This is a genomic window from Shewanella psychropiezotolerans (assembly GCF_007197555.1).
GTDB classification, from domain to species: Bacteria; Pseudomonadota; Gammaproteobacteria; order Enterobacterales; family Shewanellaceae; genus Shewanella; species Shewanella psychropiezotolerans.
On sequence record NZ_CP041614.1, the window covers coordinates 5,223,700 to 5,244,490 of the forward strand.

Sequence of the window (20,791 nt, forward strand, 5' to 3'; positions counted from 1 at the left end):
TTTTACGGAACTAAAAGTTGAAGCGACTTTTTATCAGCCTCTACCTATTGGTAAGCCTTAGCTTCTTAGGGATAGGCTGGACACTCGACAGTATTTGGCAGAACAGTGTCGAAGACAGTGGTGCAATGGATGCACCACTGGTTGCATTTGCTCAGCTGCTGGCAAAAATTCCACAGCAAGACCGCGAAAGATATCTGGAACAACTCGATCACAACTCCGAATATCCACTCAAATTAGTCGATGCCAGTCAGATCGCTCTATCGCCAGAGAGCGAGTTAACTTCTGAGCACTTACTCATCACATCCCAAGGTGATCATCACGAACTCCACTTCATTAAAGTCGGCCAACAGGTATTGATCGCTGGCCCCATTGAGATCGATCCCAGAGCTCGCCTAAGAGGCTTGTTTACGCTATTTTTCTATCTATCTTTAGCCTTTGTCGCCTTGATATGGGTCTGGCCCCTGTCGAGAGATCTCAAGACCCTAAAGAGTGCGACTCGTGAATTTGGCCAAGCTAAATGGGATACTCAAATAGAACTTTCACCTCGCTCTCAGGTATTGCCTCTAGCGATCACGTTTAACGAAATGTCACAACAGATCAGCACACTGATCGAAAATCAAAAGCACTTATCCAATGCCGTCTCCCATGAGATCCGTACGCCTCTGGCCAGACTTAAATTTGCTTTAGCGCTAATGCCACAATATTGCCAACCCAACTCAGATCCAGCACGCAGAGAAGAATTTCTCGATGAAATGCAGCAAGATGTCAAAGAGATGGAGAACTTACTTGAAGAGCTATTAACCTATGCAAGCCTAGAGTCGAAACAGAAAAATGTTCAATTTGAACATTGCGACCTTGAGGCTCTAACCGAGCACACTGTCGAAAAACTGTCTTCAAGCGTCAGTGCGCCAATCACATTAAAAAAATCTGATAAGCCTGCCTTCATCATGGGTGATCCCCTTTTGGTAGAGAGAGCCATACAAAACTTAATCACCAACGCACAACGATTTGGTCGTCAATCTATTAAGGTCGAAATTGAGCAGAGTGAACGACAAGTGTCTCTATCAATCACAGACGATGGTCAAGGGATCCCAATTGAAGATCAAGGTAAGATATTTGAACCTTTCTACCGCAGCCAATCGGTTCAGAATGGTAATAAAGGCCACGGCTTAGGATTAGCGATAATCAAACGTATCATGGACAGACATGAGGGTAAGGTGACACTCGAAAGCACTGCAGGACACACCTGTTTTACCTTGTACTGGCCAGAAATTAAGTCAACAAGAACAGCTAAATAGAGAATGCGACTCAATCTAATGAAAAATCATCGAGAGCTAAGTTAAGTTCAGCGTCTTCATGAGTCCCAAAGTCTAAAACGGGATTAATTTGAGCCTGCTCTTGAGTGAGATGAGCTTTTCTAGCTTTGAGAATAACAAGCTTTCTACGGCGTATTCTCTGTTTACACAGACGGATCACATCAGTTTTCTTGGTATTAGAAAACTCAAGCCAATTAAAGCGCTCATCTCTGCTACGTAAACAGCCTTTGCAGTAGCCTCTGGCATCGGTTTGACACACACCGATACATGGGCTGGAGATCTCAAAAAACTCTAGTTGTTCCATCATTACACTTATCGGCGGATCACCTGTTTAAAAGAGTATTAGTTTAAACATAACTTATTTACCCTAAACTGGCTAATTTTCACACTAGCCAAGATTAAGCTTGAATAAAATACCTTGCTTATAGAGCCGGTTAGTCTCAAATTGGAAGAAATGTTTTTAGGAGCAACAAAATGAAGATCCCAGCCCTCATCCCCCTGCTCATTTCATGCTTAATGCTTAGTGCCTGTACCAGCAAGCCTAAGAGTGACTATGATACCGAATATGATTTTAGCCAGCTCAACAGCTTCGAAACCGTCTCTCCCTCCCAAAATGATTACCCACTAAGCTCATCGCGCATCGAGGACTCGATCGCTGCAGCACTAAGCAACCAAGGGTTTGTGATGGTTCAACAGCAAGCTGACTTTAACGTCACTTACTCCTTCAAAGTAGAAGATAAGCCAAAGAAGTCCGGTCTATCCATAGGCTTAGGAACAGGCACTTGGGGCAGTGGTGGTGGCGTGAGTGTCGGAACCAGTGTGGGCGTCCCTATTGGCAGTGATACAGCTCAAATCCAGACCATACAGATAGATATAATCAACCCGAAAACCAACAAATTGATCTGGCGCGGCACAGATAAATTTAACATCGATGCAGGCGGTGAGAAGAAAACCGAAGAAACTAAGAAAACCGTCGCCAAAATCTTATCTCAATTCCCACCTCACACAAAATGACCCGTGGCGAGCATGACTCGAATACAGGTATTTGAGCTAACTCGCCTGAACCGGATAACTGTTTTTATCCGGAGATAAAATCAGCAAGTAACTAATGAGCATTCGCAGGTTCTGCTTGTCGGTATCCAGCACAGACAACTTTAAGTGAGCTTCCTTAAAACCGGAGGGATACCCATATCCAGGTACGACACCTATCCTAGTTCAAGAAATAATCATGCCCTTATTCAAAGTAGAAGTGTACTACCTGTGAGCATTCACGGTTCGGCCCGAAGCCCAATCTCTTAATGCCTGCAGCTTCTCACGCATTACCACAGACAATGGCCGGGTCTTCATTAACTCCTGGATCAAGAGTGCCTGATCGACCTCTCTCTCGGTCGCTTTGCCACTATAGATTGCCGAAATAACGGCCTGTTCGATCTCTGCACCGGAAAAACCTAGGCTCGTTTTAGATAACTGAGCCAGATCTAAACGGCTAACATCCAATCCACGGCGCTTAGCATGGATAAGAAAGATGGCCTGACGTACTTCATCATCGGGTAGGTCGACGAAGAAGATCTCATCCATACGCCCCTTGCGCATCAACTCGGGAGGCAATGCCGAAATATCATTAGCGGTTGCCACCAGGAAGACATCAGACTTTCTCTCCGCCATCCAGGTCAAGATAGTACCCAATATCCGTTTTGAGGTGCCATCGTCGCTACTGCCACTGCTCAACCCTTTCTCAATCTCATCTATCCACAGCACACAGGGAGACATCAAATCCGCAAGCTCCAAGGCATTACGCAGGTTCTTTTCCGTTTCACCTATGTACTTGTTATAAAGGGCCGACATATCCATCCTAAGCAAGGGCCTTTGCCACATTCCTGCCACAGCCTTTGCCGCCAGGCTCTTGCCACTTCCCTGTACGCCGAGTAATAGAATACCCTTAGGTTGATCCTCTAAGGAGCGGGTTTGAGCCGATGGTATCCGCTGCTTGAGCCAGTTCTTAAGATTATGCAAGCCAGCAACCTGAGAGAAATCACTGGTGTCATATTCAAACTGCAGCACACCTTCCATATCGAGTAATTTGAACTTGCCACGATTCACCATATCCACATCCGAATGAGTAATCGCACCGTCATCGACTATGGCCTTATGGGCCAATCGCTTTGCATCATCGAAGGTGAGGCCGCGCAGATTACTCGCCAGCAGCTCAACCGCCGAATCATCGACCGTTAGCATCATGCCTTCACTTTTTACCTGTTCCACCTGTTCATAGATCAGGTTTTGTAATTGCTCAGTGTTAGGCAATGAGAGCCTGAAATGTGCGCAATACCTTTGGATCTCAGGTGGGATCTCGAAAGCATGACTGACTAAGACGATAGTATGCTTAAGTGATTCATACTCGAGTGCTATCTCCTTGAGTAAACGCACATTTTTTGGCGCGTTATCGACGAAGGGGTGGAAATCACACAAGACGTAGATGCCTTGCTGTGGCGTGGATTTTATCTGACCTAAAATATCGGCAGGCTCGCTGTTGAATTTCTGTGTCCCCATGGCGCGATCGACTCGGGTCAAACCTTGAGTAATGCTCCAGGTAAACAATGGCTGATAGAGGACTGCCGATACCCTTTTAAGCAGCTCGATGACCCGATATTCCTCATAGGTTTCGATGATCACTATCGGAGTATTAGATCTCAATACCCCAGTAAGATCCCTGATATCTTGCATCCTAACTCCTTCTAACTAAAACATTATTTATCTACAAAAAGCAGTGAATAAAAAAGGGACACTCGGTCCCTTTAATCATCCACTTTAGCTCACATTAAATTTTTTGGTTTAATGAAACACATAGTTCAGCCATCCCTGCATTCTCAATAACACCTTACGCATAATAGCCACATGGGAGAAGTGATCGGTATAGATAGCCGCTTGTCCCGAAACACCTGCGGGGAATCTATCTCTTATCTCATGATCATCAAGCTCTATCAAGACGATAACACGGCCACGCTGCATCAGGTGACGCGAAGAGATGAGTGCGCCGGATGATTGAATCTCACCTTCTGCCATTGCGGGTAAGATCTTAGCAACCTTGCCCTTAAATACCTGCCCGGGAGCACCATCTAAAATCACCTCGGCCTCATCCCCTTCTTTCAGTCTCAAGAGTGAATTTTGCCAAAAAGCACCAGCAAACATTTTCTGCTCATCGGGAATAAAGCTTATCAAGGGGCGTAGCGGCATGGGCACGGCAACAATACCGGGACGTAAAGCCATCTGAGTCACTATGCCATCGGTTGGCGCCCTGACGACGGTCATATCGAGATCGAACTGAGCTTTCTCCAACTCACCCTGAATACCTGCAACCTTAGTATTGACCCCATCTATATTAGATTCGAAGGCGAGGCGCACTCTCAGTTCATCGGCTCTGACTGCCGTTAGCTGAGCTTCAGAAGAGAGATAGAGCTGACGCTTATTATCCAGCTCAAGTTCGGTAAATGGCGAGTTTACACCGCCCCGCTTCTTCCCTTTGGCATAACGATCATAGGCCGACTTAGTCCTATCTTTATCGGCAACGGCGCGTGTAACGCTGGCCGTTGCCGCTTTCCAGGCAGCCTCTAGTTGCGGCACTTCCTGCTCAGCGGCAAGTAATGCGGCACGTTTCTGCTTAACGATAGCGGCAAAAGGAGTCGGATCGAGTCTAAATAACACCTCGCCCTTCTTTATCGGAGTATTGGGTTTTACTTCAACACTGATGACGACACCTTTAACCGCCGGGTTAATTGGGGTTGTGACGAAGTATTCTTTCGCAAAAGGTGTGTAAGGATGGTTATAGTTCATCAAGAGCACGAGCGCACCAACGATGAAGACACCACCAAGAATAGCCGTTGGCACAGTCCACTTATTGAGTGGGATTTTAAAAATCTTAAATATCGCGATACAGATAGCGGTATAGGTAAGAATAAGTAACAGATCCATCTTATGCCTCCTTGCCATTCGTTGAAGCCGCTACAACAGCTTGTTCATTAGGCTTAGTTGAGCCTTGTTCTATGGACAGAAGTCGAATCTCTAATTGAGCAACTGTCTTATTAAGCTGTTTCACTTCATCTTCCAATGCCAGCTCTCGCTGCACCACATTGTTAAAGCCCCAGCCTCTGTCTTCTCGATACAAGGTTGCCCAAATCCATAAGAATGGCCAAATTGCATGCAAGGTAAACAAGCTCACCCAGCCGGCGATATGCAACGCATCTTGTTGCGGATGGTTACGCTCTTTGGCAATCTCGTAGGGAATATCATGAATGACTATGATTCCGTAGAATATGAATATAGCGACGAAGAAAATCACGCCCAATGCAAAGTAATCTAGAAACACGACTCTCTCCTTATACCTAAATATTATCCAGTATCCTCAACATTTAGGTCGTCATTATCATTAGTTAATACACGGTTGCGCAGAAAAAACATTCTCTCAACATTTTGTTATCAATACCAGCAATTTTGAACTCGAACACAGCAATGCAGATAATACCAAATGAGAAATATGAGTAAGAAGTAACAAGTGAGGAGATAAATTAGGCAATGAATAAATACTGATTCACAGCCTAAGAGAAGTGATATTTAATGAGGTGGGCATTATAAGAAAGGTAGGCCCTCGTTTTAGCGACAAAATATTAGGAATGGTATTAATTGACCTGATTGTCAAACTTTCCATCAGGCTTACTGGCTTCGGATAGGAAACACTCCAGGTTTCGACTCGCGATATTGAGTAAGTTTTGTCTGGCCTCCAGCGTCGCCCATGAGTTATGGGGGCTGATGCTGATATTCTTAGCGCTGAGCAGTGGATTCGTTTTCTCGGGTGGCTCGGTCGATAGCACATCGATGCCGGCAGCCGCTATTTCGCCATCGGCCAAGGCTTGCTTTAAAGCAGCCTCATCGATTAACCCACCTCTAGCGGTATTGATTAATATAGCGCTAGAGCGCATCTGCTTAAGGCTTCTGCTGTTAATGACCTTATCGCTAGCCTCGGTTAACGGGCAGTGTAGTGAGAGGATATCGACCTTGGAGATCAGCGGCTCCAATCCACTCCACTCTATGCCGGCAGGAAGAGCTGTTAGCTGGCTGCGGGTGTTAACCATGACCTTCATGCCAAACGCCAGGGCGATATTGGCAACCCGCTGACCTATGGCGCCATAACCCATCAAGCCGATAGTCTTGCCTTTTAGAGACTGTAATGGAGACAGGGTGAAACAAAAATCATCACAATCTGACCAGACACCATTAACTACCGCCTCATGATGAAGAGCAATTCTCTGGGTATGATGCAAAATATGGGCGAACACCATCTGAGCGACCGCATCCGGGCCATAAGCGGGTACGTTAGTGACCACTACGCCTTGATTTTTTGCGGCATGTAGATCGACAACATTGGTCCCAGTTGCCAGAACGCCTATGTACCTCAGTTTAGGTAATAGAGTCAGCGTATTCTTATCGATTATGGTCTTGTTGGTGAATAAGACCTCTGCATCCTTTGCCCGGGAAAATATTTGCTCGGGCTCGGTTCTGTCATAGCAGGTCAAGTCACCGAATTGCTCGATCGCTTGCCAGCTTAGATCACCAGGATTTAAGGTATAGGCATCCAGTACAACTATCTTCATCATCACTCCCTCACTCTATTCTTGACACCAAACGTCGGTTAGAAGGTTAACTTAACTCCTGCATTGACTTGTCCTTGCCACATGATATCGGCATTGATATTCCATATGCACTGACCGCCATTACAAAAAAGTGCGTTATCACTGCTGATGAAAGTAGCATAGCCTCTGGCATCGGCAAACAGTGAAACAGTAGAAGTCACTTCATACTCAAGCCCGGCACCAAACCCCATGGAGAAACGTGATTCATTGGAATAATCGCCACTGGGGCGCATATTAGTCACGCCCACACTCGCGGTAACATAAGGCTTAAAATGACCATTAGGAAAGAATAGCGATCCACCTATATGAAAGTAATCGACAGTCAGATCTATGACTGAATCCGGACTAAAGTTACCGCCGCTTCGAAGATCTGTACTCTGACTGCTATAGAGAAAATAGATATTACCGGGATCTTTTGTGGTAACCCCGAACATCACACCATAATTAGCCGATTCAGCAATTTTGACTTTCCCCTGCTCATTAGTATCAGTCTGAGTCACATCGAACTCGCTGGCTGCAAAGCTGTAACCAGCAAAAGGGGCCACAAAAACTTCGGCCGATGCGGATGCCGCAGACAAGGCACCGGTGCTAATCCAAGCCGTGAGCAGTAACTGAGTATACTTTTTCATATCCCTTCCCTTTTGTGGTTGTTTTCTTATCACACCATAAGCCGAGTTAACGCAAACAAGACTAACGCATGCCTCTGTCTGACTTAACCCGATCGTACGCGAGTTGTATATCTTGCGCCTTACGATTGGCCAGTTCCATCATCTCTTCAGGAAGTCCTTTAGCGACTAGCTTGTCTGGGTGATGCTCGTTCATCAGCTTACGATAAGCACGTTTGACCTCTTGGTCCGATGATGATTCGGCCATGCCCAGGAGATCATAAGCATCTTCGATACTCGTCTGACTGCCATTGCCTCCTTTATGGAAGTTAAACTCGGCTTGCCAACGCTTAAGCAACTCATCTAACTGGCTTCGGCTATAGCCTAGCTCCTGGGCTATAGTCAGTAAGATCGCGTGTTCATTGGGGTCGAGCTCACCGTCGGACAGAGCAGTCTGGATCTGAATTTCCAGAAACATCTGCAATAACTCTTTACGCCCCATGGAGATAATTCTAAAGGTTTTTAAACAAGCCTTGATATCGAAATCACTGGCTTTACCTTCGCTAAATGCCCTCTGAGCCTCTTGCCTTGCCTCACCTTTGAGCTGCATCTGATCCATCAACATAGTCGCGATACGAATATCGTTTTCAGTCACCTGACCCGATGCTTTCGCTACATGCCCCATCACAGCAAATGTCGTATTAAAGAAAAGTGTCTGCCTATTGGCACCTTTGCCTATGATGCCACTCAACTGAGCGCTCTTTTTATCAAATAAATGGCCTAACCAGAGACCAATCAGGCCTCCAATGATTCGACCAAACATAAAACCTATGGCGAAACCAAAAAACTTACCCCAAATACGCATCTAAAAAACCTTAGCTATCAAAAATTAAGTTATCACAGTGACAAATATCAAATACAAGAATCACACTAGTTTGCTTGTAATCGACGCTCCAGAGCCTCGAGTCGTTCTATTGTGCCCACATCACACCAATAGCCAGAGTAATGACTACCAGATACCAAAGCAGATGACATCTTCTCCCGCAATAACGGTGCTAATGGGAAGCCTGCTTCGGGGGAGTTATCGAATAGCGAAGGATGGTACAGACCCAGTCCAGAAAAAGTCAACGCCATCTCTCCAGCGGTTCTATGCGCATCAACCAAGCCATGATACAGAGGAAAGTCACCCTGGGGATGCTGACTCGGATTATCCACTAACCAGAGGTGAGCCAATTTTCCGGCATTGATCTGCACCAGAGCAGCCTCAATATCTTGAGGAAGATCATCCATATACACATCGCCGTTTATCACCAAGAATGCTTCGTCGCCAAGCAGAGGCAGTGCACGCTTAATGCCTCCGCCAGTCTCTAATGCACTCTTCTCCGCACTATAGTGCAATCGAATGCCCCAGCGACTGCCATCACCAAGCTGCTCGACTAGCTTCTCCCCCAGCCAGGCATGGTTGATCACTATCTCATCGATCCCCACTGCAGCGAGTCGCTCTATATGATAGACAATCAGAGGTTTGCCACAGACACGCACCAAGGGCTTAGGCAGAGAATCGGTTAGCGGCCTCAGCCTCTCGCCTCGCCCAGCCGCAAGTATCATCGCCTTCATTGTTTGTCCTCAAATGCGGGCACTAAGGTAGTAGCCACCCAAGCGCTAAAGTCCTCTAGCTCAGGGTAACGTGCCGAGATGTCACCGATATAGGTCAGTGTCATAGGAATGTCTGCCATATAGGCAGGCTTGCCATCTCTATAGTTCAAGCGGGCAAAGATACCTGCCGCCTTAATATGCCTCTGTATCCCCATCAGGTCGAACCATCTACGGTACGTCTCTAAGGTTATCGAACTGTCAACTAGACCGGCTTGTTGCTGACTAACATAGTGCTTTTTCATCAAGCCCTCTACCAGCGCATCGGGCCAACGAATATAGCAATCCCGCAATAGTGACACAGCATCGTATGTCACCGGGCCTATGACGGCATCTTGAAAATCAATCACACTCAGCTGCTCAATGCCAAACTCATCGGCAGTGAGCATCAAATTGCGGCTGTGATAATCTCTATGCATACCCACTTTTGGCTGCTCTTCGGCATTTGCCACTAACAAATCAAAGGCCTGCTCGAGCATCTTTCGGGTATCTGTATCAATAACTAACTTCAGATGATGTTTTATCAACCAATCGGTAAAAATATCTAACTCTCTGTGAACGAAGTCTGAATCATACAGGGGTAAGCCCACTTCAGCGTTTTCCTTGAAAGCAGCAAACTTGTCTAAAAGCATTAATGCACGAGAGTAATATGCTGCGACGCTCTCATCGTTTAGCCGTGAAATAAGCTGAACATCCCCAAGTCACTCAAGAGTAAGAAACCATCTTCAACATTTGATTCAATAACTTGCGGGACATTAACACCAAGATCACCATAGGCTTTGGCTAACTTTATAAATGGAGTCACAGGGATAAGTTCTGGTGGCGAATCCATTATTATGTAACTCTTCTCATCATGAAACACCCTAAAGTAGCGTCTAAAACTCGCATCTCCAGAGATAAGAGATGGGTGTAATTGAGTAGCAAAAACTTGGTTTAGCCATGTATTTAACTGAAGAAATCTAAGATCTGACAAGGGCACCTCATGGCTCTTACGTAAAAATTGCTTTATTATAAAGCAAAATGGAATTAGCTAAAAAGCTCATTGTTGATATTTAGCTGAGTTGCCTGGTAAAAGTGCAACTTTTCTCACCAATATTTGTCCAGACTAAGAAATCATAATAAACGACTTAAGATGCATATCCGATATTTTTTGGCATTAAGCCTACTTCCCCAATTAGTCTTGGCTGAAGAAACCACCTCCGAGCCCGATGCCAGCATACAATGCTTGGTAGAGCCTCCTGTGCCTAGAATGGCCAACTTAGATCCCGACGCCTCTGAATTAGCGCTTCAAGAGATACGCATACTCTCAGATCGCTCGGAAGCTCAGATGGGCAAGCAAGCCAAATTTAATGGCAACGTCTCATTCAGCCAAGGCGGCCGCCATATAGCAGCAGATGAGGCCATACTCGATCAAGAGAGTGAGCGCCTGGATGCTAATGGAAATTTAGTCTTTCAGGATCAGATGTTCACCATCACAGCTGATTCACTTGTGGCTCAGATGCGAGATAATAGTGCCACCCTTACCGGTGCCCAGTACTGGCTTCATGGTCAACAGATCCACGGTGATGCTGAAAAACTTGAAATAACGCCCGATAACAACTTACACCTCACCAAGACAAATTTCACTACCTGTCCTCCGGGAGACTCTTCCTGGTTGCTCGAAGCCGAAAGAATCAAGATCGACAGTACAGAAGAGTGGGGGGAGCTTTGGGATGCCAAGCTAAAAATTGGCGGTATACCTATACTCTATATCCCTTACATGACGATCCCGGTATCGGATAAACGTAAATCCGGTTTTCTTTTCCCGCAATTCAGCACCAGCACCACCAATGGTGTCGAGGTTGCGACGCCCTATTATTGGAACATAGCCCCCGAATACGATCTGACCTTTACACCTCATTACATGTCGGCTCGAGGCTTATTTCTAAAGACTGACTTCAGATATTTAGCCGGTGAATCACAGCAAGGCCAGATCAACGTCGAATACTTGGGCAACGATAACATGATGAGCAACAACGCAGATCGTTATCTCTATCATTGGCAGCACAAGGGCGCAATCAACGAAAATTGGCGAGTATTAGCCAATTTCACCCAAGTTTCCGATAACAACTATTTCAACGACATGAACTCGGATGTCCAATCTGCAACCGATAACCAGCTATCACGCATAGGTGAGATCAGCTATTTTGAAAAAAATTGGGACTTTAGCGCCAGAGTACAGGACATCAAGGTGTTGGGAGAAGATGAGATCCCGTATCAGGTCATGCCACAATTGAACTTTAACTACCGTGCACCGTCACTCTGGAATGGCTTAGATTTTGATTTGATGAGTGAAATTACCAATTTCAAACATCAAGAAAATGAATTCTCCACCGCGACTCGTCTCCATATAGAACCGAGCATTTCATTGCCGATCCAGGGACCAGCGGGCTCATTAACCAGTGAAGTCAAACTATTACAGACCTATTATTGGCAGGATGACCAAGGTAACCCCAAAAACGAGGAGTTAGACGATCAAGTCAGCCGTACCTTGCCTCAGGTTCGTATCCATGGCCAGGTTAACTTCGAGCGTTTTACAGACTACTTCAATGAAAATTATCGCCAAACCTTAGAGCCACAGTTTCAATACCTCTACGTGGGTTATGAAGATCAATCTAATATCGGTATCTATGATACAGCCCAACTGCAGGAGGATTATTACGGCCTGTTTAGAGAGAGACGTTTCTCTGGGCTCGATAGAATCGCCGATGCGAACCAGATGACCTTAGGATTAACCACTCGTTTGTTTGACGAACATAATGTGGAGAAATTTAAGTTTAGTCTGGGACAAATATTCTATTTTCAAGATAGCCGCGTCGGGATCAATGAACCCGGAATGTCGACTCAAACCTTCACTCAGGAAAATACTTCTAACTCTGTTCTAGCGGCAGAATTGAGTACTCAAATCTACAAAGACTGGTATATGAGTGGAGCAATTCAGTATGATACTAAGCAGAGTGAAAACAAGAAGAGTGAAGTCACTTTAGATTTTCGTCCCGGGGCGAACAAGCTACTGCAACTGAGTTATCGCTATGTGCCCGACCTGCTCAACACCAACACCAATGAGTCTGTCGACATATCTCAGGCTGGCATGCGAGGTGCCTGGCCTGTGAGTGATAATCTCTATTTGGTTGGAAACTGGTATTATGATCTCAATGAGAGCCGCAACGTTGAGACATACGCTGGCTTCCAATACGAATCATGTTGCTGGGCCATACGTTTAAGTTATCATTACCGAATCAAGACCAATTATGAAGATGACTTTAACCCAATAGTGGATGACAGAGAGCTATTTGAAAAAGGAATTTACCTTAACTTCGTGATAAAGGGACTAGGTGGTTCCGGCCCATTGGGTGTGACTGATATGCTAGATGATGGGTTGTTTAACTATAGAAAACCTTTATACCTTAAAAACTAGTTAAACAATTAATTGATATTGTTATGAACCATGAGAAAGACTTATAGTCCAATCATGAAATAGATTTTCCAGTCAGCACTAATTTACGCTGCAGCTGATATTAATATGCCAAGGATTTTTGTGGATGAAACCCTGTAAACATTTGATTATTGCGATTCTTACCTTGGCCATGAGCCACATGGCTCAAGCCGAAAACACGACATTAGACCGGGTATCGGTGCAGATAAATGAAGGCATCATTCTGGAGAGTGAAGTCACCAACATGCTGGCAACTGTTAAGGCTAATGCCACAGCAGCGGGTCAATCTCTGCCTTCGGATCAAGCTTTAAGAACCCAAGTTATCGAGCGTTTAATCATGACGCGCCTGCAGATGCAGATGGCCGATAGAATAGGCCTTCATATCGGTGACCTACAGTTAGATCAAACCATAGGTAATATCGCCAAGGAGCAGAAGCTCACCGTCGAGCAGATGAGACAAAAAATTAGCAGCGAAGGCATGAGTTGGGGTCAATATCGTGAGCAATTAAGGGAAGAGATCACCTTAGGTGAAATTCAGCGCATTCAAGTACAGCGCCGCATTCAGGTGTCACCACAAGAGATCAACAACCTGGTTAGCATGATTGAAGAACAGGGGTTGAAACAGATTGAGTTCCAAATAGGCCATATCTTGATTGAGATACCCAATAATCCCACTAGTGAGCAACTGGAAAAAGCGAGTAACCGTGCCAATAAAGTATTGGGTCGTGTTAAAGATGGTGGAGATTTTCGCAGTACGGCTATCGCGGCTTCCGCTGGCCCCAAAGCCCTCGAGGGGGTATCTGGGACTATATGAACATCAACGAGATGCCGACTCTTTTCGCTGAAGTGTTATCCGATGCCAAGAAAGGCGATATAATAGGTCCGATCAGAAGTGGAGCAGGCTTCCATATCATCAAGGTGATGGACGCTCGAGGCCTACAAACCAAAGAAGTTGATGAAGTACGCTCTCGCCACATTTTAGTTAAGCCTTCACCTATTCTTTCAGAAGAGCGGGCTAAGGCCATGCTAGATAAATTTGTGAAGCAGATCCGCGCAGGTGATGCCGACTTTGGAGCTCTTGCTCGCCAGTATTCAGAAGATCCGGGTTCTGGGACCAAAGGCGGTGAACTCGGTTGGGCCGATCCAACGAGTTATGTTCCGGCATTTTCTCAGACGCTGAAAGAACTTAAGGTCAATGAGATCAGTGAGCCTTTCCGCTCTAGCCATGGCTGGCACATAGTCCAGTTAGAAGAACGTCGCAGAACAGATGCGACGAATAAATTTAATACCAATAAAGCACATCAACTTATCTTCCGTCGTAAATTTAATGAAGAGCTACAGACTTGGTTAGACGAGATGAGAGCAGAAGCTTATATCGAAGTTTTTGAAGCTGATTTCAATAGAGGTTAAACGTATTGACGACTAAACGTATTGCCATAACTGCGGGTGAACCCGCAGGTATCGGTCCAGATTTAGTTATTCAACTAGCTCAGCAGGCTTGGCCTGCTGAGCTAGTTGTTTGTGCTGATCCTGATTTATTAACATCGAGAGCCAAGAATCTCGGCCTGCCACTTCAACTTCGGCCCTATCAGCCAAACCAAGCGCCTAAGGCGCAGGAAGTCGGCAGCTTGACTATCGCCCCATTCTCTCTGGCTGTTGCCAGTGTATGCGGTAAACTCGATGAACAAAATAGCACTTATGTCGTCGACACATTACGCTATGCCGGTGAGAAAAATATGAATGGCGAGTTCGACGCCGTGGTGACGGGTCCAGTGCATAAAGGGATCATTAACCAGGCTGGGATCCCATTCAGCGGTCATACCGAGTTTTTTGCTAATCAAGCAAATTGCCAGGATGTGGTCATGATGTTATCGGCTCCAGGATTGCATGTGGCACTCGTGACTACGCATATCCCTTTGGCCTATGTGTCTAAAGCGATCACTCGTGACCGCCTACATCAGATAATAAAAATATTGCATACAGATCTCATCGATAAGTTTGCAATAGAGCAACCCAAAATATATGTATGTGGACTCAACCCCCATGCAGGAGAAGATGGTCATCTGGGCCGTGAAGAACTCGATACCATTATCCCGGCACTCGAAGAGTTACGTGAACTTGGCATGAGTATCGTAGGTCCACTGCCGGCTGACACCATTTTCCAACCTAAGTATCTCGAAGATGCTGATGTGATACTCGCCATGTATCACGATCAAGGCCTTCCAGTACTTAAATCACAGGGGTTTGGTAGTTCGGTCAACATTACCTTAGGACTCCCCTACATTCGTACCTCCGTCGACCATGGCACAGCGCTAGATCTCGCCGGAACGGGTACTGCAGACATTGGAAGCTTCGTCTGCGCACTAAACAAAGCCATAGATTTGGCAGTAAAAGCTGGATAATAGAATAGCAGATGAGTAATAGAGTACATTTAGGCCATACCGCCAGAAAACGTTTCGGACAGAATTTCCTGACTGATCATAATGTCATAAACCGTATTGTTGGTGCTATCGCACCGGACAATGATCATGTCATGGTCGAAATTGGCCCGGGTCTAGGCGCACTTACAGAGCCGGTTGCCAGTTCCATAGATAAGTTGACTGTGGTTGAGCTAGATAAAGATCTGGTTGCAAGGCTACAAGAGCACCCGACTCTGAAACATAAATTAGAAATCCATCAGGGGGATGCCCTAAATTTTGATTTCAGCCAACTGATAGAAGAAGGCAAAGAACTTAAAGTTTTCGGCAACTTGCCTTATAACATCTCTACTCCCTTGATGTTTCATCTGTTCGAATTTGCCGAACACATCAAGAACATGCATTTTATGCTACAAAAAGAGGTCGTATTAAGGCTGTCTGCCACTCCCGGAACTAAGGCCTATGGTCGCTTGACCGTTATGGCTCAGTATCATTGCCAGGTTATGCCGGTACTCGAAGTACCACCTGGGTGTTTTACACCAGCGCCTAAGGTAGATTCTGCAGTCGTGCGATTAGTCCCTTACAAACAGAAACCTTGGCCATGTAAAAATGTCGAATTTCTTAGACATATGACGACTACGGCTTTCAACATGCGTCGCAAGACCTTACGTAATAACTTAAAGCATATGATTTCTGATGAAGAGTTCCTGAGTCTCAACATAGATTCATCATTGAGACCCGAACAGATCTCAGTTGAGCAATATGTTGCTATGGCGAACATGCTCTTAGAGAAGAAGGCTGATGAGCAAACTTAGTTCATTCTCTCGGACTCTTGATTGTGAATGAACACAAGAATACATAGAAATAGAATCGGAGGGCTTGCCCTCCTTTCTTTTGTCATAAAGGTAACTTATGTCTGAGCTCGGGTCGACCATCAAGGTTGAAGTAATAACTGAATATATTGAAGAACAGTCATCTCCCAAAGAAGAGAGATACCTTTTTAGATATACCATCACCATCATCAACCTAGGACAAGCTGCGGTCACATTAGAAAGTCGCCATTGGCGTATAACCGATGCTAATGACCATAAGAGTGAAGTTCAAGGCGCTGGTGTAGTCGGTGAAACCCCGAGAATAGAACCTGACACCGCATACCAATATACCAGTGGCACGGTTCTGGAAACACCGCTAGGAGTCATGCAAGGCACCTACACTATGGTGACCGATGACGGTGAACAATTCCAAGCTACAATTCATCCATTTAGATTATCCGTTCCAGGGTTACTTCACTAATTTAAAGGCGCTGTACTAGATGGCTAACTACTTTGTCGGCGATATTCAGGGGTGTTTTGAAGAGCTAGAGCTAGTGCTTGCCAAAGTTGATTTCAACCCTTCCAGAGATGTGCTGTGGGCCGTCGGCGATCTCATTGCCAGAGGCCCGGGTTCACTTCCCACCCTAAGATACTTCAAGCAGCTTGATGGTTCGGCTAAGGTAGTATTGGGCAACCATGATCTCCACCTTATGGCGGTGTCGGCAAAAATTAAACGTGTAAACCCTAAAGACCAGCTGGGAGCACTCCTGGAAGCGGCCGATTTAGGCTCATTGATTGGTTGGCTAAGGTTACAACCTCTGGTGCAGGAGCTTCCCGAGCATAATATCGTGATGACTCATGCGGGCGTCCCTCCCCAATGGGATATTCAGACCCTAAGAAGCCAGGCTCAACGCGTCAGTAATGCCTTAACAGCCCAAGATTATATTCCATCTTTGATCGCAAAAATGTACACCAAAGAAGCTAATATTTGGGATACTAACGCCTCAGAATTACAAGGGAACATATATTGTATCAATGCCTTGACTCGCATGCGTTTTCTACACCTTGACGGTGGGCTGGATTTCGATTGTAAGTTATCTCCGAGCGATTGCCTCGATCCCAGCCTGACACCTTGGTTTAACTGTGATGGGTTAACCAAGAAAACACACACCTTAGTCTTTGGTCATTGGGCCACTGTGATGGGTAAAGTGGAAAGTGCTAACATTTATGCTCTGGATACCGGCTGTTGCTGGGGGGAGCATCTGACGTTATGGCATATGGAGTCAGATCAAAAAATTACCCAAAATAAGTTAAAAAAGAGTTAAACTAGCCCATAAGTTGGCCGATATAACAAGAGTGGAAACACTTATCTTCTGCCAACCCTTGAATTTTAAAGAGCTTTTTACTAGGGAAAAGTAACTTAATTGTTACAATAAAATATAATAATAATCGGAGAACCCTATGAAAATGAATGTCGCTACCCGAGTCATCGGCGGGTTTAGTATCGTTACCTTACTGTTAGTTGGATTAGGCACAGCCTCACTATTGACTAATAGTAAATTGAAAACCAGCACCCAAGTTTTACAAGAGGTCAGCATTCCGGCACTGGAATCTAGCGGTAGTCTCTTACATAGCATTGCTCAACAAGAGAAACAGATCTTAGTTGCATATCATACTAAGCAATCCCAAGCTCTTCCCCAAATATCCAATCAATTCTCGGCATTAGATGAAGAGTTTAGTTCCGAATTAGCTCAACTATCCAGAATTGTCGGCCAACAAGATCGCGCAGACTTTTCGGGTACGATTTCAAATTTACGCCAAAGTTATCAAAACTTCATTTCCAATGGCGAAAAAATGATTAAGACCCGTGAGAACTCCTTAGTGACTCAGGAAAAGCTAATCATTAAGTTAGAAGATCTGGAAGTTGCGGCTGATGACACAGCTTCATTGCTGCTCGATCTCATCGATCTTGAGATGAGCGAAGATCCTACTGAACAAGAGATTGCAGCCACTGCGGGCAATATAGATAACAGCTTCAGCGGCATAGTCAGCACTAGCTACGATCTGATTAATAGTGAAACTAAGCAAGAGCACCAAACCATCTCCAAAGAACTGGATTACATCGTCAGTGAGGCCAGAAGCAAACTCGAATATGTCACCCGTCACTGGGAGGGCGTTATCGACGACACTCTGTTAAACGACATCAATGAAGAAGCGAGTAAAGTATTTAACTTGCTCGAAGGCAGTGGCTCTATACAAGCCATGAAGGGACGCCAGCTTAATTTCCATGCTTCTGCAGCTCAGATGTTAGCTCAAGTAGAAAAAGATGCTCAAGGCGTCAATGAGAGCATGAAGGGCTTAACCGATAAAGTTGAATCCGTCTCGAGTAGCGTGAGCCAGAGTGCTATCGATGATATCGATGCAGCGAGCTTAAACACCTTAATACTGATCATCTTCGCGATAGTCGTTGCCATCGTTATCAGTATCGCAGTGATCACACCTTTAAAACGCTCACTGGATAAAGTCAACAACGCACTCAAGATTTTAGCTTCCGGTGATCTGACTCACAAATTAGATGATTCGGGCCATGATGAGTTTGCCGAACTATCTCGCAACTGTAATCGCCTGGTGGATAGCTTAAGAGACCTTATCCAAGGGATACTGGACCGCTCGAATCAACTTGCAGCCGCAGCAGAAGAAACCTCAGCAATTACGGCCCAAACCACCGCGGGAATCCAGGAGCAGAAGAGCCAAGTAGATCAAGTTGCCACGGCGACGACTCAGTTGAGCTCGAGTGCTGAGCAGGTCAATAGAAGCGCCGATGATGCCCTAATTCAAATTAAGCAAGCCGATGACGAAGCGCAACATATGCGCGCCATTGCCGACGAGAATAAAGAGACTATCTTGGCTTTGGCCGATGATGTCGCCAAAGCGGGCGTTGTCATCAATAAGTTGCATTCCGATAGTGCTTCTATTGGTTCGATTCTCGATGTGATTCGTGGCATCGCCGAGCAGACCAACCTATTAGCACTCAATGCCGCCATTGAGGCTGCGCGTGCAGGTGAGCAGGGACGAGGCTTTGCCGTCGTTGCCGATGAAGTACGCAGCCTGGCATCGAGAACGCAGGACTCGACCCAAGAGATCCAGCAAATGATTCAAGTCCTGCAAGAAGGCGCTCAAGAAGCTGTTGCCGTAATGGAGCAGGGACGCACTCAGGCAAACTCCTGTGTAGAGAAAACTGAGCAGGCTAACATGGCATTAGAAAGTATCAGTGAAGCCGTTCACAAGGCACATGACTCAGGTACTCATATTGCCAATGCAGCACAAGAGCAGAACTTAGTCAGCCAACAGGTGTCAGAGAAACTCGAACATATCGCCGCCATCTCAGAAGAGACGTCGACGGGGGCCGAACAGACGGCTCAATCCAGTCATCAAGTGGCTCAACTGGCCGAAGAACTGCAAGCATCGGTAAGAGAGTTCAAAGTTTAGGATTTAAAGGCTAGAACAGCCGGGGCTAGAACAGCTGGGCGACTATAACCAAGTCATCAAGTGGCTCAACTGGCCGAAGAACTGCAAGCATCGGTAAGAGAGTTCAAAGTTTAGGTTTTAAAGGCTAGAACAGTCGGGGCTAGAACAGCCGGGCGACTATAACCAAGTCATCAAGTGGCTCAGCTTGCCGAAGAACTGCAAGCATCGGTAAGAGACTTTAAAGTCTAAAAGCTAGTTCCTAGTTCCTAGATTCTAGATTCTAGGTTCTAGAACTAAAAAAATGCCGGATACTTGAGTATCCGGCATTTTTGTAGAAGCTTTATAATGAAAACTGATTAACCGCCTGAAGCTCTCTCTTTTATCGCTGCCGTGATGGCACTAGCACCGTGGCCATTAGCCTCGGCCCAATCTGTAATTGTCTTACCATCCGCTTCCGCAGCCGTAAGATCTGATACAGAAAGGCGTTTAGCGATAAAAGTGCCCACTTTATCCGAACCACTGTTCATTGCAGTTCGCAGTAAACTGCTTCCATCACATGTCACACCCGAATAGATATTACGCAGCTTTACGCGATTTTCTTTTAACTTTTTGCGTAAACGGTTCTTATCATTTGTTTGGACATAATTACAGATATTCGCAGCAAGTTGATCTGAATTGGCTTGTACTGGCATAGAAAATGCTGATGCGGCGATAATTGCAGCAATGCTTGTAGGTAACAGACGCATCTGATACTCCCTCTTATTATTTATTTTTATACTGTAGAGCATCAAACAATCAAAATTTTATATGCCCCACCCTAAACCTGAAACATAACGCTGACGGTAATTTAACATTTTTTTACCAAGTTGATAAAGCTATATTCTAAACCTTTATCATTTATTGATGTTTCTTGGCTGATCCGCTCCCAGGAACCATCATCCCATCGGGGAAAATGAGTATCACCATCGACATCTAGATTGATCTCTGTGAGATAGAGTTTATCGGCTTGGCTTAAAAGAGAGGCATAAAGCTGTCCACCACCTATCACCACCAGTTCTTCACATCCTCCAGCCGCTGCAACTGCGCTTTCAAACGAGGTCACACAGGTCACTCCTGCTATGCTCAATCCTTCTTGACGGCTAATGACTATATTTAGCCTTCCAGGAAGCGCGCGACCTATGGATTCATAGGTCTTACGCCCCATGACAATTGGCTTACCTAAGGTTATGGCCTTGAAGTGCTTGAGGTCTTCAGGAAGGTGCCAAGGCATCTTATTATCTTTTCCAATGACACGATTATTAGCCATCGCAGCTATCATGGCGATTTTCATATATCTCTCCAGGGATCTGTGACCCAGTAAA

Annotated in this window: 18 protein-coding genes and 2 pseudogenes; 9 read left to right on the forward strand and 11 right to left on the reverse strand. The window is 45.5% G+C overall.

Annotated features, from left to right (window positions below):
• Positions 1-17: 17 nt before the first annotated feature.
• On the forward strand, positions 18-1,298 hold the full coding sequence (locus tag FM037_RS22900) for an ATP-binding protein (RefSeq protein ID WP_144047909.1): 1,281 nt from the start codon (positions 18-20) through the stop codon (positions 1,296-1,298).
• Between the two features lie 10 nt (positions 1,299-1,308).
• Here the strand turns inward: FM037_RS22900 and FM037_RS22905 are convergent, their stop codons facing one another.
• Entirely contained in the window at positions 1,309-1,620 is a 312-nt protein-coding gene (locus tag FM037_RS22905; protein WP_144049092.1) for a DUF1289 domain-containing protein, read from the reverse strand.
• Between the two features lie 170 nt (positions 1,621-1,790).
• Between FM037_RS22905 and FM037_RS22910 the strand changes: the two genes are divergently transcribed.
• Positions 1,791-2,330 carry a DUF4136 domain-containing protein gene (locus tag FM037_RS22910; protein WP_144047910.1) on the forward strand — a complete coding sequence of 180 codons (540 nt, stop codon included), beginning with the start codon at positions 1,791-1,793 and terminating at the stop codon, positions 2,328-2,330.
• Positions 2,331-2,570: 240 nt separating this feature from the next.
• Here FM037_RS22910 and FM037_RS22915 read toward each other — a convergent pair whose 3' ends face one another.
• The 8 genes and pseudogenes from FM037_RS22915 to FM037_RS22950 all read right to left on the reverse strand — a co-directional run bounded on the left by FM037_RS22915 (position 2,571) and on the right by FM037_RS22950 (position 10,237).
• Positions 2,571-4,040 (reverse strand): AAA family ATPase, encoded by a 1,470-nt coding sequence (locus FM037_RS22915; RefSeq protein WP_144047911.1) that lies wholly within the window; start codon positions 4,038-4,040, stop codon positions 2,571-2,573.
• A 108-nt stretch (positions 4,041-4,148) separates the two neighbouring features.
• Positions 4,149-5,285 (reverse strand): HlyD family secretion protein, encoded by a 1,137-nt coding sequence (locus tag FM037_RS22920; RefSeq protein ID WP_144047912.1) that lies wholly within the window; start codon positions 5,283-5,285, stop codon positions 4,149-4,151.
• 1 nt (position 5,286) lies between these two features.
• Positions 5,287-5,679, reverse strand: coding sequence for a DUF3302 domain-containing protein (locus FM037_RS22925; protein ID WP_144047913.1), 393 nt, complete (start codon positions 5,677-5,679; stop codon positions 5,287-5,289).
• Positions 5,680-5,989: 310 nt separating this feature from the next.
• Positions 5,990-6,961: a D-2-hydroxyacid dehydrogenase gene (locus FM037_RS22930; protein WP_144049093.1), complete on the reverse strand. Its 972-nt coding sequence runs from the start codon at positions 6,959-6,961 to the stop codon at positions 5,990-5,992.
• Between the two features lie 38 nt (positions 6,962-6,999).
• On the reverse strand, positions 7,000-7,629 hold the full coding sequence (locus FM037_RS22935) for an outer membrane beta-barrel protein (RefSeq protein WP_144047914.1): 630 nt from the start codon (positions 7,627-7,629) through the stop codon (positions 7,000-7,002).
• Positions 7,630-7,690: 61 nt separating this feature from the next.
• Positions 7,691-8,470: a co-chaperone DjlA gene (gene djlA, locus FM037_RS22940; RefSeq protein WP_144047915.1), complete on the reverse strand. Its 780-nt coding sequence runs from the start codon at positions 8,468-8,470 to the stop codon at positions 7,691-7,693.
• Positions 8,471-8,535: 65 nt separating this feature from the next.
• The gene (murU, locus tag FM037_RS22945; RefSeq protein ID WP_144047916.1) at positions 8,536-9,222 is read right to left on the reverse strand and encodes an N-acetylmuramate alpha-1-phosphate uridylyltransferase MurU; all 687 of its coding nucleotides are present in this window, start codon (positions 9,220-9,222) and stop codon (positions 8,536-8,538) included.
• A pseudogene (locus FM037_RS22950) lies at positions 9,219-10,237 on the reverse strand (aminoglycoside phosphotransferase family protein). The gene murU and the pseudogene FM037_RS22950 overlap by 4 nt, the downstream one beginning before the upstream one ends.
• Before the next feature lie 153 nt (positions 10,238-10,390).
• On the opposite strand from FM037_RS22950, the gene lptD reads away from it, so the two are divergent.
• The 7 genes and pseudogenes from lptD to FM037_RS22985 all read left to right on the forward strand — a co-directional run bounded on the left by lptD (position 10,391) and on the right by FM037_RS22985 (position 19,451).
• The gene (gene lptD / locus FM037_RS22955; RefSeq protein WP_144047917.1) at positions 10,391-12,715 is read left to right on the forward strand and encodes an LPS assembly protein LptD; all 2,325 of its coding nucleotides are present in this window, start codon (positions 10,391-10,393) and stop codon (positions 12,713-12,715) included.
• A 124-nt stretch (positions 12,716-12,839) separates the two neighbouring features.
• Positions 12,840-14,143 (forward strand): annotated as a pseudogene (surA, locus tag FM037_RS22960) (peptidylprolyl isomerase SurA).
• Between the two features lie 5 nt (positions 14,144-14,148).
• Positions 14,149-15,135, forward strand: coding sequence for a 4-hydroxythreonine-4-phosphate dehydrogenase PdxA (gene pdxA / locus FM037_RS22965; protein ID WP_144047918.1), 987 nt, complete (start codon positions 14,149-14,151; stop codon positions 15,133-15,135).
• An 11-nt stretch (positions 15,136-15,146) separates the two neighbouring features.
• A complete protein-coding gene (rsmA, locus tag FM037_RS22970) occupies positions 15,147-15,965 on the forward strand; it encodes a 16S rRNA (adenine(1518)-N(6)/adenine(1519)-N(6))-dimethyltransferase RsmA (protein WP_144047919.1) in 819 nt (272 codons plus the stop codon).
• A gap of 97 nt (positions 15,966-16,062) precedes the next feature.
• Complete coding sequence (gene apaG, locus FM037_RS22975) at positions 16,063-16,443, forward strand: Co2+/Mg2+ efflux protein ApaG (protein ID WP_144047920.1); 381 nt, start codon at positions 16,063-16,065, stop codon at positions 16,441-16,443.
• A 19-nt stretch (positions 16,444-16,462) separates the two neighbouring features.
• A complete protein-coding gene (locus tag FM037_RS22980; protein ID WP_144047921.1) occupies positions 16,463-17,287 on the forward strand; it encodes a symmetrical bis(5'-nucleosyl)-tetraphosphatase in 825 nt (274 codons plus the stop codon).
• Between the two features lie 136 nt (positions 17,288-17,423).
• Positions 17,424-19,451, forward strand: coding sequence for a methyl-accepting chemotaxis protein (locus FM037_RS22985; protein WP_144047922.1), 2,028 nt, complete (start codon positions 17,424-17,426; stop codon positions 19,449-19,451).
• A gap of 335 nt (positions 19,452-19,786) precedes the next feature.
• Here the strand turns inward: FM037_RS22985 and FM037_RS22990 are convergent, their stop codons facing one another.
• Both FM037_RS22990 and folA read right to left on the reverse strand, forming a co-directional pair.
• Positions 19,787-20,176, reverse strand: coding sequence for a DUF3718 domain-containing protein (locus tag FM037_RS22990; RefSeq protein WP_144047923.1), 390 nt, complete (start codon positions 20,174-20,176; stop codon positions 19,787-19,789).
• Between the two features lie 101 nt (positions 20,177-20,277).
• Positions 20,278-20,760, reverse strand: a complete 483-nt coding sequence (gene folA / locus FM037_RS22995) for a type 3 dihydrofolate reductase (protein ID WP_144047924.1) — start codon at positions 20,758-20,760, stop codon at positions 20,278-20,280.
• Positions 20,761-20,791 lie beyond the last annotated feature (31 nt).

Coding starts and splice junctions, on each gene's coding strand:
- FM037_RS22905 (WP_144049092.1), bottom strand. CDS start 1,620: ATGGAACAACTAGAGTTTTTTGAGATCTCCAGCCCATGTATCGGTGTG.
- FM037_RS22910 (WP_144047910.1), top strand. CDS start 1,791: ATGAAGATCCCAGCCCTCATCCCCCTGCTCATTTCATGCTTAATGCTT.
- FM037_RS22915 (WP_144047911.1), bottom strand. CDS start 4,040: ATGCAAGATATCAGGGATCTTACTGGGGTATTGAGATCTAATACTCCG.
- FM037_RS22920 (WP_144047912.1), bottom strand. CDS start 5,285: ATGGATCTGTTACTTATTCTTACCTATACCGCTATCTGTATCGCGATA.
- FM037_RS22930 (WP_144049093.1), bottom strand. CDS start 6,961: ATGAAGATAGTTGTACTGGATGCCTATACCTTAAATCCTGGTGATCTA.
- FM037_RS22935 (WP_144047914.1), bottom strand. CDS start 7,629: ATGAAAAAGTATACTCAGTTACTGCTCACGGCTTGGATTAGCACCGGT.
- djlA (WP_144047915.1), bottom strand. CDS start 8,470: ATGCGTATTTGGGGTAAGTTTTTTGGTTTCGCCATAGGTTTTATGTTT.
- murU (WP_144047916.1), bottom strand. CDS start 9,222: ATGAAGGCGATGATACTTGCGGCTGGGCGAGGCGAGAGGCTGAGGCCG.
- lptD (WP_144047917.1), top strand. CDS start 10,391: ATGCATATCCGATATTTTTTGGCATTAAGCCTACTTCCCCAATTAGTC.
- rsmA (WP_144047919.1), top strand. CDS start 15,147: ATGAGTAATAGAGTACATTTAGGCCATACCGCCAGAAAACGTTTCGGA.
- apaG (WP_144047920.1), top strand. CDS start 16,063: ATGTCTGAGCTCGGGTCGACCATCAAGGTTGAAGTAATAACTGAATAT.
- FM037_RS22980 (WP_144047921.1), top strand. CDS start 16,463: ATGGCTAACTACTTTGTCGGCGATATTCAGGGGTGTTTTGAAGAGCTA.
- FM037_RS22985 (WP_144047922.1), top strand. CDS start 17,424: ATGAAAATGAATGTCGCTACCCGAGTCATCGGCGGGTTTAGTATCGTT.
- FM037_RS22990 (WP_144047923.1), bottom strand. CDS start 20,176: ATGCGTCTGTTACCTACAAGCATTGCTGCAATTATCGCCGCATCAGCA.
- folA (WP_144047924.1), bottom strand. CDS start 20,760: ATGAAAATCGCCATGATAGCTGCGATGGCTAATAATCGTGTCATTGGA.